General features: G+C 65.0%; 16 protein-coding genes. 10 read left to right on the top strand and 6 right to left on the bottom strand.

The window, feature by feature from the left end:
• Positions 1-22: 22 nt before the first annotated feature.
• From JQT59_RS36165 to JQT59_RS36140, 6 genes are all read left to right on the top strand, one after another.
• A complete protein-coding gene (locus tag JQT59_RS36165; RefSeq protein ID WP_213578567.1) occupies positions 23-1300 on the top strand; it encodes a hypothetical protein in 1278 nt (425 codons plus the stop codon).
• Between the two features lie 216 nt (positions 1301-1516).
• Positions 1517-2266, top strand: coding sequence for an HNH endonuclease family protein (locus JQT59_RS36160; RefSeq protein WP_213578569.1), 750 nt, complete (start codon positions 1517-1519; stop codon positions 2264-2266).
• A 119-nt stretch (positions 2267-2385) separates the two neighbouring features.
• On the top strand, positions 2386-2589 hold the full coding sequence (locus JQT59_RS36155; RefSeq protein ID WP_213578623.1) for a hypothetical protein: 204 nt from the start codon (positions 2386-2388) through the stop codon (positions 2587-2589).
• A 427-nt stretch (positions 2590-3016) separates the two neighbouring features.
• Positions 3017-4435 carry an Abi family protein gene (locus JQT59_RS36150; RefSeq protein WP_213578571.1) on the top strand — a complete coding sequence of 473 codons (1419 nt, stop codon included), beginning with the start codon at positions 3017-3019 and terminating at the stop codon, positions 4433-4435.
• A 384-nt stretch (positions 4436-4819) separates the two neighbouring features.
• Positions 4820-7684 (top strand): NACHT domain-containing protein, encoded by a 2865-nt coding sequence (locus JQT59_RS36145; RefSeq protein WP_213578586.1) that lies wholly within the window; start codon positions 4820-4822, stop codon positions 7682-7684.
• Positions 7685-7821: 137 nt separating this feature from the next.
• Entirely contained in the window at positions 7822-8019 is a 198-nt protein-coding gene (locus tag JQT59_RS36140; protein ID WP_213578575.1) for a hypothetical protein, read from the top strand.
• Here JQT59_RS36140 and JQT59_RS36135 read toward each other — a convergent pair.
• Entirely contained in the window at positions 8001-8534 is a 534-nt protein-coding gene (locus JQT59_RS36135; RefSeq protein WP_213578584.1) for a hypothetical protein, read from the bottom strand. The genes JQT59_RS36140 and JQT59_RS36135 overlap by 19 nt on opposite strands.
• 556 nt (positions 8535-9090) lie before the next feature.
• On the opposite strand from JQT59_RS36135, the gene JQT59_RS37880 reads away from it, so the two are divergent.
• From JQT59_RS37880 to JQT59_RS36120, 3 genes are read left to right on the top strand one after another with little or no spacing between them, the layout of a single operon-like run.
• Entirely contained in the window at positions 9091-9777 is a 687-nt protein-coding gene (locus JQT59_RS37880) for a hypothetical protein (protein WP_213578578.1), read from the top strand.
• Positions 9774-10169, top strand: a complete 396-nt coding sequence (locus JQT59_RS36125) for a DUF3846 domain-containing protein (protein ID WP_249354715.1) — start codon at positions 9774-9776, stop codon at positions 10167-10169. Before JQT59_RS37880 ends, JQT59_RS36125 begins: the two co-directional genes overlap by 4 nt.
• The gene (locus JQT59_RS36120; protein ID WP_213578580.1) at positions 10166-10537 is read left to right on the top strand and encodes a hypothetical protein; all 372 of its coding nucleotides are present in this window, start codon (positions 10166-10168) and stop codon (positions 10535-10537) included. The genes JQT59_RS36125 and JQT59_RS36120 overlap by 4 nt, the downstream gene beginning before the upstream one ends.
• Before the next feature lie 564 nt (positions 10538-11101).
• Here the strand turns inward: JQT59_RS36120 and JQT59_RS36115 are convergent.
• The 4 genes from JQT59_RS36115 to JQT59_RS37875 are packed head-to-tail and all read right to left on the bottom strand — an operon-like array spanning position 11102 to position 12814.
• Complete coding sequence (locus tag JQT59_RS36115; protein ID WP_213578582.1) at positions 11102-11371, bottom strand: hypothetical protein; 270 nt, start codon at positions 11369-11371, stop codon at positions 11102-11104.
• Positions 11368-11739: a hypothetical protein gene (locus JQT59_RS36110; RefSeq protein ID WP_213578580.1), complete on the bottom strand. Its 372-nt coding sequence runs from the start codon at positions 11737-11739 to the stop codon at positions 11368-11370. The genes JQT59_RS36115 and JQT59_RS36110 overlap by 4 nt, the downstream gene beginning before the upstream one ends.
• Entirely contained in the window at positions 11736-12131 is a 396-nt protein-coding gene (locus JQT59_RS36105) for a DUF3846 domain-containing protein (RefSeq protein ID WP_249354715.1), read from the bottom strand. The genes JQT59_RS36110 and JQT59_RS36105 overlap by 4 nt, the downstream gene beginning before the upstream one ends.
• Positions 12128-12814 (bottom strand): hypothetical protein, encoded by a 687-nt coding sequence (locus tag JQT59_RS37875; protein WP_213578578.1) that lies wholly within the window; start codon positions 12812-12814, stop codon positions 12128-12130. Before JQT59_RS37875 ends, JQT59_RS36105 begins: the two co-directional genes overlap by 4 nt.
• 556 nt (positions 12815-13370) lie before the next feature.
• On the opposite strand from JQT59_RS37875, the gene JQT59_RS36095 reads away from it, so the two are divergent.
• On the top strand, positions 13371-13748 hold the full coding sequence (locus JQT59_RS36095; RefSeq protein ID WP_213578577.1) for a hypothetical protein: 378 nt from the start codon (positions 13371-13373) through the stop codon (positions 13746-13748).
• A gap of 139 nt (positions 13749-13887) precedes the next feature.
• Here the strand turns inward: JQT59_RS36095 and JQT59_RS36090 are convergent, their stop codons facing one another.
• Positions 13888-14085 carry a hypothetical protein gene (locus JQT59_RS36090; RefSeq protein ID WP_213578575.1) on the bottom strand — a complete coding sequence of 66 codons (198 nt, stop codon included), beginning with the start codon at positions 14083-14085 and terminating at the stop codon, positions 13888-13890.
• Positions 14086-14100: the final 15 nt, after the last annotated feature.

The raw sequence follows: 14100 nt of genomic DNA, 5'->3' as shown, positions 1-14100 counted from the left end.
ACGGGTATCCAGGCCTGTGACGGTGCGGGGTGAGTCTGAGCGGCTTCCCGGGGCGCTCACCGCGATTGCTCTGCTCCTCGGGGGATTGGTCGCTGGTTACGTGTTCGGAGATACCCGAACCGGCCATTCCGTGCTCGACTCCACGGCCCGCTTCGATGCCGCCTCCAGCATCGTCAGCGGAACAGTGCTCGCCGCGGTCGCTGCGGCCATCGCCGCGGTGGTTCTCAACACACGAGGCGAACTACCCACGGCACCCTTCATCACCGCACTCTTCGGCTTCGGTGTCGTCACCGCAGGCGCACTGGGGGCGGTGCCCGATCCGGGGGCCCGGTTCAGCACACCGATCGGTGCCGGCGTACTGCTCGGGGCACTCGCGGTCTACGCGGGGCGGCGCCCGGCCGCGTTGATCGCACTGGCCACTGGAGTGTTGATCTCCGCGCTTGTGGGGAACCGGCTCGACGAGATGCTCCGCGTCACCTCCCTGACCGGGTCGGAGTTCGGGTGGACCGCATACACCCCGGTCGACTCCGTGCCCCCGCCCGAGCGGGCTCTGGTGGTCGTGGCCGTAGTCTTCATCGCGGTGATCGCGCTGGTCACCGCCCATCTGATCGCCCCACCCACCGCTGGTGCGGCGGGTCACCTCGATCGCCGCACGCTGGGTGTCGGTGTCGTCCTTCCGGTTATCGGCGGTGTGCTGTCGTGGGTGTTCGTCGCGTTCACCGACCGGTCGTGGGTGTGGTTCGTGGGCGCGGCCGCGGTGGCGGTGACCGCATGGACAGGGGCGCATCTACTTCGGGGCCGCGACGGCGCGCTGATTCTGGTTCTCGTCGCGATCAGCGGATGCGCTCTGAGCTCCGGGTTCTGGGTGGCGGAATCCGCGGTGGTCTTGCTCATCCCCGCGGTGCTTCTCATCGGCGGCGCCGTGTGCGGGTACCGGTGGCCACGGCTGTATGCCGGGATGGTCGCGCTCGGGGTGATCGCCTGTAGCTCGCTGCTCGACTTCGCCGGGCTGGACCTGATTCCCTCGGTGGCCTACTACTTGATGTTCCCGCTCGTTGCCGGGTTTACCGCGGCCTCGGTGTTGCCCATGTCCGGGGTGGGAGCGGCGATCGCACTGAGTGCACCGTTTACGTTGTCCATTACGGTGACCGCGTTCGTCGCGGGCGCCGGCGCCATGCCGCCGTTGATGTTTCTGCGCGCGGCCACGTCACCCGACCCGGCCGCGGTCACCATCGTCTCCGTCCTACTCATCGGGGTGTGCCTGCTCGGTCTTCGATCCCTGGCCACGAGGACGACCTAAGCTGCAGCGGGCCGAACGGACGGCACCGATCGACCGGCACCGATCGACCGGTGCTGCCGAGAAGCACGTGTGGTGCCACATGTCGTTGAGCCCTGGGCCAGGGCATTGTGACCGGGTTCTTAGCCCAGTTGATGTCCCAGCTGCCGCTACTTGTCGGTAGCGGTGTGAATACTCGACTCTCAACGCTTGACCACTCACACCAGGAGAGAACCACTGATGCAGCTTCGGACCCGCCCGGTCGCAGCCACTTTCGCCGCTACCCTCACCGCCGCGGCGTTGACCTTGACGGGGTGCTCCGCCGCCGGCGCGTTCCCGGCGGGATCGAGTGGCGCCGGCGCACCCGCACCGGCCGCACCCGCACCGGCCGCACCCGCGCCGGCCGCACCCGCCGTCGATACCGCGGCCACGCTGACCAAGCTCGACGCGCTGGCGGTCAAGGGCCGCGCCCCGAAAACCGGCTACAGCCGGGAACAGTTCGGGCCGTCGTGGTCCGACGACAACGGCGTCGAGGGCGGCCACAACGGCTGCGATACCCGCAACGACATCCTGCGCCGCGACCTCGTCGAGATCACCTACAAGCCCAGCACCCGCGACTGCGTCGTTGCGACCGGCACACTGCACGACCCCTACACCGCCACCACGATCGCGTTCGTCCGTGGGCAGGACACCTCGACCGCGGTGCAGATCGACCACGTCATCGCCCTGTCGGATGCGTGGCAGAAAGGCGCCCAGCAACTCAGTCCGGAGCGGCGCCGCGACCTGGCGAATGACCCCCGCAACCTCCAGGCCGTCGACGGCCCCACCAACGGACAGAAGTCCGACTCCGATGCTGCGTCCTGGCTGCCGCCGAACAAGGGCTACCGCTGCACCTATGTCTCCCGCCAGATCGACGTCAAAGCGCTCTACAACCGGTGGGTCACCCAGGCCGAGAAGGACGCCATGATCCGGGTCCTGGCGGCCTGCTGACCGGGGTCGTCTCGCGGGCGAGGGGCCGGCGGTTCCCCGTGAGTGTTGGCGCTCCGGCGCAAGCCGGGTGGTGTGGTGTGCCCTGCAGCGTCGGCAGATCTCTGATGGAAGCTGGGCCGATGAATGTGAGTGACCGCGTCAAGGTGCATGCCGAAGTCACCTCGGAGTTCGTCATCGTGAGCATTGACGGCGAGGATGCGGTGATCGAGTCGGTGCACGACGACGTCCCTGGTGGTCGGTTCCCCTTCATGCCCGCCTGGAGCGGTTGGTTTAGGGCGAACCCTGAACTCGATACGAAAATGCCGTCTGAACTAGGTGGATGACATGTCCCCTTTCGGTGATGGGGCTCCGCCCGCGGCTATCGTCACGACTACCACGTAGCGGCGGTGGGGGGATCGGTGCGGGCTCAGCGTGTCCCGCTGAAAGAACGAGGCGTCGGCGGTGACAACTCAGGAGTGCTCGACCATGGATTGCGTACTCCGCAGAATGTGGTGAGTTCGCAGCGCACGGTTGGTTGCGGGCGCGCTGCTGCGGTCACGAATTGCAGGACGGCGTCCGCCCACGTGACAATTACCAGCGGCTGCGGTACCGAGTCGGATTGCACGAACTGCGGAATCAATTGACCGACTGCTCGTGACAAGTTGTCAGTTGAGTTGGACAAGTTGGCAGTCCCCCCGCTAAGGTGATACGCAACATGGCCGGCCGTCCACCTCCGTATAGGAGGGGGCGGTCGGTTCTCCTATATTTGCGATGACTGAAACATTTACGAAGACGTTCAAGACGATTCCTGAGCAGGTCGAACTGCTTCGCAGTCGTGGTATGGAGATACCGGACGAGTCGTCGGCAACTCGGATTCTCGAGACGGTCGGCTACTACAGGTTGAGCGGATACTGGTACCCGTATCGGAAGCGACGGCCGGTACCCACAGCTGACCCGAAGGTGTTGCCTGGGTATGAGGCGATGGACGAATTCGCTTCCGGTACAACCTTGGAGCAGGTCGTTCGGCTGTACGAGTTTGACCGGAAGCTGAAGTTGCTTGTACTCGATGCGATTGAACGCATAGAGGTCGCCATGCGGATGCGGATCGGACACGCGCTTGGCCAAGGTCATCCGTTCGCGCACTGCGACATGCATGCTCTCGGCAGTGGGTTCACCGCTGTAGAAAACCACGATGATCCCTTGCACCGGTTGCAGTGGTTGAGCAGTGACCACTCTGCCTGGCTCGGCAACGTCCGCCGATTGGAGACGTCATCGAAAGAAGAGTTTGTTAAGCACTACCAGGCGAAATACGGTCACACACTGCCCGTCTGGGTCGTGACTGAAATCCTTACCTTCGGCGGCCTATCCAAGCTGTATGAAGGACTGAAGCCGAAGCACCGGGACGAAATTGCTGAGAGCTTCGGGATCATGAAGGGTTCCCGCGGAGACGGTGCCGCACTCGCCAGTTGGATGACGACGCTCAACTACATCCGAAACACCTGTGCGCACCATGCACGGCTATGGAACAAGAACATCGCTGTCCAGGTTGGCCAGATCGCGCTGATCGACGAGTTGAAGCACGCGGATCATTCCAAGCAACGGGTGTACGCCGCATTGGCAGTACTGGCATTCCTAATCGTCCGAACAAACCCGGAATCAACCTGGCGCCAAGACATCGCCGACTACGTTCAGAAGGGGCTCAAGGCGATCGGACAACCCGAATCGAAGATCGGGTGCCCCGCCGGGTGGGAAAAGGAGTCCATCTGGGACCCCGGATATCTGCCGCCGGCGGACCCATATCCTGCCGAGCATCGCGCGCTCCGCCGCGAGTTTGAGACCGTAGGCGCGAGTGACGTCGGACTTGTCCTCGCCCCGACCAGCGAACCGAGATCACGCACCAGCATCGTCCGTCGCGAGCGGAGTGCCGGACGGCTGCTTGGATTGAAACTTGGCGAGGCCTTCGACTACCCAGTCTTCCAACTGGAAAAGGGACAGAGCCGGATCCACCCTGTCGCCGCGTATGCCAATCACAAACTTAACGCCGCGGACGATCCGTGGGGTGTGGCCCGCTGGTGGGTCAACGCAGACGTCAGACTCAACGGACGCACACCGCTCAACGACCTTGAATCTGGACTGCTTACCGAGGCGGTCGTGGATATCCTCTCCGGACCCAACGGCCCCGACGCATAGTTCATCACCCCGGTGGTCCGCCCAGTCTTCACGTCCACCGCCGCTGTCCCCACTGCCACTATGACAAGTCGTTCAATCAGGAACGGGCACCGGACCGTCTACGGGCCCAAGTTGTGCCGGGTCCGGCTGCTGCTCCCTCATGCGGGGAGACGATCTTGATCGCTATGCTGGTGTTCTCGGTGAAAACGCCGACAGCATCCCAGGTGAAGGCCACTTTTCCTCTAGAAGTCCCGTGGGAATCGTCGGCAATTATTGGTAGATCGATGCATGTGTCACCCGTCCACGTGACTGCGAGCGGCACGTGCATCCTCCCGTTGGCCGGAAGTCGCGCTAGCAGTGACGGCCGTGGCGGACGCCGGAGTGCTGGCCTGACATCATGTCTTCGTGCAGCATGATCTCGAGAAGTTGGGGCCGTTCGGGTTCCAGGACCTCGCAGCGGCGTTGGCGACCGCGGTGTGTGGTCCGCACGTGCAGGTTCTCGGGTCTGGCTCCGACGGTGGCCGGGACATGCTCTGCCAGGGAACGATCATCTGGTCCGGCACGGAGACCGAGCGCGGCGAGGTATGGGACGGCTACACCGTCTTCCAGGTCAAACACAAAGAACGCCTGGCCGCGCAACCTTCGACCAACTTGTCGTGGTTGTGGAAACACGTGAAAGCCGAGCTGGACGCGTGGGCGGATCCCGCATCGGTGCGAGGCCAGGTGCCCGATTACCTGGTGATCGTGACCAATGTCCCGCTGACACCCGTCCCTGAAAAGGGCGGACTGGCTCAGCTCGACAAGAACATCAAATCCTACATTCAGGCCCTTTCCGATGGATCCCGGGACATCAACGACGCCGCGACAGAGCGCCGGAATGCGATGAGAAGGCGCATGTCCCGCCTGCGAAAGTGGCGAATCTGGGACGGCAATCAGGTCGACGGACTGGTCACCACCAACCCCGGCATCCGGCGAGCGTTCGGCGCCTTCCTCACTGTCCCGGATGTCTTCGCGCACCTGGCCGACTTCACCGACAAGCTCCCACTCGACGAGCTGGAATCGGGACTGCACCGACAAGCACGCATGGCTCTGATGGGCGATCGCGCCATCTACTTCGACGAGGCCGGCTCCGGAGACGGCCCTGGCACTCCGATCGAAGAAGTCGCAATCGATCTGCCGATCACACCCAGCGGCGACGGTAGGCGGCGCACGGTCTTCGGATACGTCCTGGACCGCGGAGAGCACGTCCTGAAGCCGCGCCTGAACCTGCACGACGGACCGAGACACATCGTGGTCGCCGGCGGACCCGGCAACGGGAAAACGACGATGTCGAAGTTCCTCGTCCAGGCCTACCGCACCGCGATCCTGGCGGGCGGATCAGATCTCGGCTCCGATCACATTGGGGTGATAGAGGAGACTGCAAAAACGTTGCGCGGTATGGGACGGGACGGGCTGCCGAAGCACAGGCGGTGGCCGATGCGTATCGATCTTGCCGAGTACGCCGAGGAAGAGGGCCTGAGTGAGGACTCCACACTGCTGCGGTGGATCGCATACAAGGTGTCCAAGCGACTGAACGCGGGCGACGTATCGGCTGCAGCTCTCGACTCGTGGATGAAGCAGTGGCCGTGGTTTCTCGTGCTCGACGGCCTCGACGAGGTGACCGAACCCCGCATCCGTAAACGTCTCATCGCGCAGATCACCGAGTTCGTCACCGAGGCCGAAGGCGACAACTGCGACTTGCTGGTCGTGGTCACCACACGACCCACCGGATACGTCGAGAACATCGCCCCGACCCAGTTCGAACGGGTCGACCTCTCCCGGCTCGACGTGGAACAAGCTGTTCGGTACGGGATCCGGGCAACCCGAGTACGCCTCAAAGACGATCTCGACAAGATCGAACGGATCGAGGCGCAGCTGCACCGCGCGGCGGACAACGAGTCGCTGCGGAACCTGATGCAGACACCGCTGCAGGTGCTGATCATGACAATCATCGTCGAGGGAGCCGGCCGACTGGCTCCGGACCGCTACAGCCTCTTCTGGGGCTACTACGAGACCGTCCTCAAACGCGAACGCGCCAAGCAGATGGCCTACGCCCGATTACTGCAGGACCATGCTCCGCACATCCTCGACCTTCACCAGCGCGTAGGCTTCGAGCTGCAGATACGTAGTGAGGACTCCGACGGGTCCACGGCCACGATGAGCCCAGAGGAACTTCGAAGCATCGCCTGGCAGGTGCTGCACGACGCCGGCTTCCATCCTTCCGACACCGATTCTGGCCTCCTCGACCAGATCGTCACCGCGGCCACCCACCGCTTGGTCCTCCTCGCACCGCGCGGTGCAGAAGGAATGGGCTTCGACGTCCGATCACTGCAAGAACTGATGGCCGCACGGTTCCTCACCACCGGACCGCTCGATCAGGCGACGGCACGACTACAGAGGGTCGCAGCAAGCCCACACTGGCGCAACGCCTGGGTCTTCGCCGCCGGCGGCCTCTTCACTGAACCCCAGCCCCACCAACACGAGGCGATCGTCTCGCTACTCGAGCGAATCGATGACGACGCCGCATCCAGGCTGGGGCGAATCTGCCCAATCGGCCCTTCCCTGGCGCTCGACCTCATCGACGATGGCATGGCTCGGACACAGCCCCGCTTCCACGACCGGCTACTCGCGGTCGCATTCGCAGTGCTGAAGGCCCCCAACCTGCCCGATCCACTCGCAGTCGCGCGCGTACTCGTGCGAGCTGCGGACTTCAACGATCGAGCACGGAGCCTCGTCGCCGATGCACTGCGTGACTCACTCGGCGCCGACCCGGTGACGCGCCAGACGGCAGAGCAGGTCCAAGCGCTCATCGAGACCGCCGGCCGCGAAGCAGGTGCCGGCAGGCACGCGCGCACGCTCACCGCGGTCCGGGCGAAGGTTCCCCGGTCCCCGGTATCGGTCCCGAGCGCTGCGGTGCAGTGGGCGCAGTACCAGCAGACCCTGGTAGACCTGTCCGCCGACGACGAGGTCGCCGACAAGATCGGCAACGCTGATCAGGCTCTGCACCGGCTGCGGGCGGGCGGCGACATCGACACCGAAAGCCCGGCGATTCTCGACGCGCTCGCAGATCCCGAGGCGGCTGAGATATTGGAGATGGCGCTCGAACCTGTAACCAGGCATGGCCCTGAACTGCTGACGCTTCTCCGCGATGGTGTTCTGCCGGCGGTGCACCGAGCACCGGTCGGCGAGTCGATCAGAACTGAACCACTCGCCGAGCCTGCCAGGCCGTGAAGCACGCTCTCCCGTATTGCTCTCAGCGCAGGACGGTCTCGGCTTATCGCCCTATCGCTTGGATGAGTCACCATACGGTCCGAGCGAGTGCTCTAGCGTGGGACTGGAATGAGAAAGACAAACTCAAGGCGAGCCTGATGAACGAGCCCGACCGATGGTCCCGTCCCCGTATATCGCCCGAGGCGTTCGACGCCCAATGTCAGGCAGCCGGTCTTCCCGCGGACGATGCTGCCACGGTGAGCGAGTTCCTACGGAAAGCTCAATCCGGTAGAAGGCTCGCTCCCAGGTGGTACCGGAATTTCAAGTTCCAGTACGACTACGACCCGGTGGTCTGACGCACACCGCGTACACCCGCAAGGCTGACACCGACACCGGCGGGGGCACACGCCCTCGTGGGTCTTGGGGCGATGTAGCGGAGGATCTTCCGGCTTCGCTGCCCACGGTGCGCCACCGGCGGCGGCGCGGCCCGCACGCTAGTCGATTCGAGGGGGTTGAAGGGAAAGGTCCGGCGCGGGTCGTATCGCCCAGTCCCTATCGCCACCTTGTATGCGTCCCAGTCCCCGCGGAAGAAGTATGAGGTATTGCCATCGCTGTAGGTCACCTCGACCGGCATGGATCCCCGGCGACTGATCACAACCAGTTCACCCTTCACCGTTGCCGCAGCGATCTTCTCAGCGAGAGCCCGCTCGCGGGCCTCGCGCTCCCGTCTACCCTTCCGCGCTGCCGCGGCCGCAGCCCGGCGCCGCCGCCACTGCAACCACACTCCCTTCACCCGAGGAGCAAGAAACTTGAACGTGCCGGCAATCGCCGCAACGACGAGACCGACCGCGATTGCCTGCCAAATAGTCATGCGCAGCAGAGTACGGATTGGGGGTGCAGGCCCTGGCAGGTAAAGCTCGAGGCACTCGACGAGGGTGTCCTCGACCGGGTGGCTGTCGTCGCTACCGGCTTCCGCTTTCAGGGACTTGAGCGGTGCGAGTCCGGTGACCGCAGGCCCCGCCCCTTACTCGCAGGGGGCCGCGCCAAGCACGCCCGCGGGCCGGTGACGCGGTGGCCACCAGCCCGCCGTTGCCGGACAACGCCGATGAGGTGCTCGAGGCGTCGACCTGGCAACGCTGCCGCCGCTCCTCGCGTGTCCCAGAAGCATATGACCGCCCGGAGAAGCCTACCCATCCAGTGCCCCGGCACTGGATGGGTAGGTGCCGTGAGGGCTTGACTTTCAGGGGGTGCGTGTGGTGCGTGAATGGCCGAAATGCGCTGTATGTCAGTGGTTTTGGGTTGTTGTGTTGTGTCGGTGGGGTGGGTTATGGTTCGTGTCGTTCCAGTTGGTGCGGGGGCGTCGGGCTTAACCACTCCGGCGTTTCCGCGTTCGAGTCCCCCCGGTGGGTTTCCGGGTTGGAGGCGTCATGTCTGATGTGGTGTTGGTGGACGGTGTTCTCGTCCCGGCAGGTGTCGAAACGCAGGAGGGTTGGGTGTTCCCGCCGGATGGTGCGTATGTCGCCCTGCGGGATGCGGTGGGGTGGTTGGTCGTCGATCCGGTGGACCGCGTCGGTCAGGTGCCGGGCGGTAAGGCGGCGGTGGCGCTGTTGGTGCAGGACGTGAAGCCGGGGGTGTCGGGCGGGTTGCTTGTCGCGGATGTGTCGCCCGGTGATCTGGTGGTGCGCACCGAGTCGGATACGCGGACGCTGCTCGACAGCGAGCGGGTGTTGATGGCGGCGGTACTCGGTGAGCACCGCCGCGAGCGGGAGGCGCGCGCGGAGCTGGCGGCGGCGCGCCGTGAGCATGAGCAGCGGATCGAATCGTTGGTCGATGACGCGCACACCTGGGCGGACGAGAACAGCCTGTGCGGGCAGTTCGACCGGTTCATGGACGAACACGGTTTGCGTTCGCGTAGCCGGGAGTACGTGGTGGAGTGCGCAGTCACACTCACCGCGAAGGTATCGGTACGGGTCAGCGCGTCCGACTCGAGCGCCGCCGAAGATCGGGTCGAGAGCGGTGAGGTGGCCCGCGCGCTCGGCCGCCAGCTCGGCGGGTTCCGCCGCCACGGCCTCGAACTCGACGACTACACGGTGACAGGAGTTGAGGAAGCATGAGCGAGAAGAACCAGGGTCAGCAGCAGATGCGGGTGCAGGCGGTGCGGGTCGGGTTGGACGGCAGCCTGGAGGTGATCGATCTCGGGGCGGGGGAGAGTACCGGGGCGGCGATCCGCACGGCGATCGGGTGCCGTTGGTTCGATGTGGTGCGCCTGAGCCCGGATTTGGATATGTGGATCGACGACGAGGGCGCGGTGATGGCGGACGCACAGGTCAACGTCGTTGCTACGGAGATTGCGCGGGCCTATGGGGCTTTCTGGCAGCCGTTCTGCGGTGTCGTGGTGTTCGCTGCCCACGACCGCCACGGCGAGACTGTCGGCCTCTCAGAGCCGGTAAAAGATGCCCTGCTGTCCGGTGCAATCCTCACCCGCACGGCGGCGGTGAGCCGATGACCCCGCCCGCAGCACCCACGACAGCAACAACGACGACGATCCCCACACCGGAGGCGTACATGTCACAGGCTGAGCGTGCCCTCGAGCGCGGCACCCACTACATCGAAGAATCGGTGTGGGTCTACCTGATGCGCGACTGGGATGGCACCGATCGGTGGGTCCTCGACCCGGTGACGGTGGACGGGTGCGGCCTGGACTCGGGCCTCGAGGACGGTGCACGCAACACCGAGTGCATGTGCGACAACCAGGCCGAATGCGACACCATCCGGGAGCGCATGGACAAGGTGTACCTGCCCACGGCGGAGGACTTGATGCACCTGCTCGCGGAGTCGTTGGGCTACACGGTGACGAAGGCGGTGCAGCCGTGACGGTGGAAGCAATAATTCTCCGCGACCCCGACGGGCCGACCAGCGTGTGGGTACTCATCGATGGTGAGCCCGTCGAGGTGGTGGAGAGCTGCATCGATGCCGGTGCGGGTTGGGAGTGGGACGACTGGATCGAGCATCGCGATCTGATCCTCGGGCGTGCCTCTCCTGCGGCGCGGGAGTTGTTGCTGGGGGTGCTCGATGGTCCGCCCGGCGGGGTCTTAAGCACATCGAACGTTAATATCGTTGTATACAAACATATTTCGAGCTCTAGTCAAGACAGAATGTGCATAACCTATGTAAGAATAGTCATACCAACCGATTACCGAAACATATTGATTACCAACATGATTCAAAACGAGACGAAACGGGCAAAACCGGCACCCCGCGACACGCACCCCTCCCCCGACAACCACCCCGCACCTCGCCGGCACCCACACACCCTCCGCAAACTTCGGGCGGTACCGACCGGGGACCTGCCATCACCGCAGCTCACACCGCCCACCCACACGGGCACGGCCCGCACCCCACGCGTTCGGGTACGGGCCGTGCCTGGAGAGAAACGATCTAGGCTGCGGGATCCAGCCAGGGCCGATCGTCGCGGCCCTCCACATAGACCCCGCCGGGCGGACCATCGAGCACCCCCAGCAACAACTCCCGCGCCGCAGGAGAGGCACGCCCGAGGATCAGATCGCGATGCTCGATCCAGTCGTCCCACTCCCAACCCGCACCGGCATCGATGCAGCTCTCCACCACCTCGACGGGCTCACCATCGATGAGTACCCACACGCTGGTCGGCCCGTCGGGGTCGCGGAGAATTATTGCTTCCACCGTCACGGCTGCACCGCCTTCGTCACCGTGTAGCCCAACGACTCCGCGAGCAGGTGCATCAAGTCCTCCGCCGTGGGCAGGTACACCTTGTCCATGCGCTCCCGGATGGTGTCGCATTCGGCCTGGTTGTCGCACATGCACTCGGTGTTGCGTGCACCGTCCTCGAGGCCCGAGTCCAGGCCGCACCCGTCCACCGTCACCGGGTCGAGGACCCACCGATCGGTGCCATCCCAGTCGCGCATCAGGTAGACCCACACCGATTCTTCGATGTAGTGGGTGCCGCGCTCGAGGGCACGCTCAGCCTGTGACATGTACGCCTCCGGTGTGGGGATCGTCGTCGTTGTTGCTGTCGTGGGTGCTGCGGGCGGGGTCATCGGCTCACCGCCGCCGTGCGGGTGAGGATTGCACCGGACAGCAGGGCATCTTTTACCGGCTCTGAGAGGCCGACAGTCTCGCCGTGGCGGTCGTGGGCAGCGAACACCACGACACCGCAGAACGGCTGCCAGAAAGCCCCATAGGCCCGCGCAATCTCCGTAGCAACGACGTTGACCTGTGCGTCCGCCATCACCGCGCCCTCGTCGTCGATCCACATATCCAAATCCGGGCTCAGGCGCACCACATCGAACCAACGGCACCCGATCGCCGTGCGGATCGCCGCCCCGGTACTCTCCCCCGCCCCGAGATCGATCACCTCCAGGCTGCCGTCCAACCCGACCCGCACCGCCTGCACCCGCATCTGCTGCTGACCCTGGTTCTTCTCGCTCATGCTTCCTCAACTCCTGTCACCGTGTAGTCGTCGAGTTCGAGGCCGTGGCGGCGGAACCCGCCGAGCTGGCGGCCGAGCGCGCGGGCCACCTCACCGCTCTCGACCCGATCTTCGGCGGCGCTCGAGTCGGACGCGCTGACCCGTACCGATACCTTCGCGGTGAGTGTGACTGCGCACTCCACCACGTACTCCCGGCTACGCGAACGCAAACCGTGTTCGTCCATGAACCGGTCGAACTGCCCGCACAGGCTGTTCTCGTCCGCCCAGGTGTGCGCGTCATCGACCAACGATTCGATCCGCTGCTCATGCTCACGGCGCGCCGCCGCCAGCTCCGCGCGCGCCTCCCGCTCGCGGCGGTGCTCACCGAGTACCGCCGCCATCAACACCCGCTCGCTGTCGAGCAGCGTCCGCGTATCCGACTCGGTGCGCACCACCAGATCACCGGGCGACACATCCGCGACAAGCAACCCGCCCGACACCCCCGGCTTCACGTCCTGCACCAACAGCGCCACCGCCGCCTTACCGCCCGGCACCTGACCGACGCGGTCCACCGGATCGACGACCAACCACCCCACCGCATCCCGCAGGGCGACATACGCACCATCCGGCGGGAACACCCAACCCTCCTGCGTTTCGACACCTGCCGGGACGAGAACACCGTCCACCAACACCACATCAGACATGACGCCTCCAACCCGGAAACCCACCGGGGGGACTCGAACGCGGAAACGCCGGAGTGGTTAAGCCCGACGCCCCCGCACCAACTGGAACGACACGAACCATAACCCACCCCACCGACACAACACAACAACCCAAAACCACTGACATACAGCGCATTTCGGCCATTCACGCACCACACGCACCCCCTGAAAGTCAAGCCCTCACGGCACCTACCCATCCAGTGCCGGGGCACTGGATGGGTAGGCTTCTCCGGGCGGTCATATGCTTCTGGGACACGCGAGGAGCGGCGGCAGCGTTGCCAGGTCGACGCCTCGAGCACCTCATCGGCGTTGTCCGGCAACGGCGGGCTGGTGGCCACCGCGTCACCGGCCCGCGGGCGTGCTTGGCGCGGCCCCCTGCGAGTAAGGGGCGGGGCCTGCGGTCACCGGACTCGCACCGCTCAAGTCCCTGAAAGCGGAAGCCGGTAGCGACGACAGCCACCCGGTCGAGGACACCCTCGTCGAGTGCCTCGAGCTTTACCTGCCAGGGCCTGCACCCCCAATCCGTACTCTGCTGCGCATGACTATTTGGCAGGCAATCGCGGTCGGTCTCGTCGTTGCGGCGATTGCCGGCACGTTCAAGTTTCTTGCTCCTCGGGTGAAGGGAGTGTGGTTGCAGTGGCGGCGGCGCCGGGCTGCGGCCGCGGCAGCGCGGAAGGGTAGACGGGAGCGCGAGGCCCGCGAGCGGGCTCTCGCTGAGAAGATCGCTGCGGCAACGGTGAAGGGTGAACTGGTTGTGATCAGTCGCCGGGGATCCATGCCGGTCGAGGTGACCTACAGCGATGGCAATACCTCATACTTCTTCCGCGGGGACTGGGACGCATACAAGGTGGCGATAGGGACTGGGCGATACGACCCGCGCCGGACCTTTCCCTTCAACCCCCCTCGAATCGACTAGCGTGCGGGCCGCGCCGCCGGCCGGTGGCGCACCGTGGGCAGCGAAGCCGGAAGATCCTCCGCTACATCGCCCCAAGACCCACGAGGGCGTGTGCCCCCGCCGGTGTCGGTGTCAGCCTTGCGGGTGTACGCGGTGTGCGTCAGACCACCGGGTCGTAGTCGTACTGGAACTTGAAATTCCGGTACCACCTGGGAGCGAGCCTTCTACCGGATTGAGCTTTCCGTAGGAACTCGCTCACCGTGGCAGCATCGTCCGCGGGAAGACCGGCTGCCTGACATTGGGCGTCGAACGCCTCGGGCGATATACGGGGACGGGACCATCGGTCGGGCTCGTTCATCAGGCTCGCCTTGAG

The sequence above is a fragment of the Rhodococcus sp. USK13 genome, assembly GCF_018343855.1.
Taxonomy (GTDB): Bacteria; Actinomycetota; Actinomycetes; order Mycobacteriales; family Mycobacteriaceae; genus Rhodococcus_F; species Rhodococcus_F oxybenzonivorans.
The sequence above is the reverse complement of the archived record's forward strand: the minus strand, read 5'-3'. Positions and strand labels throughout refer to the sequence as shown.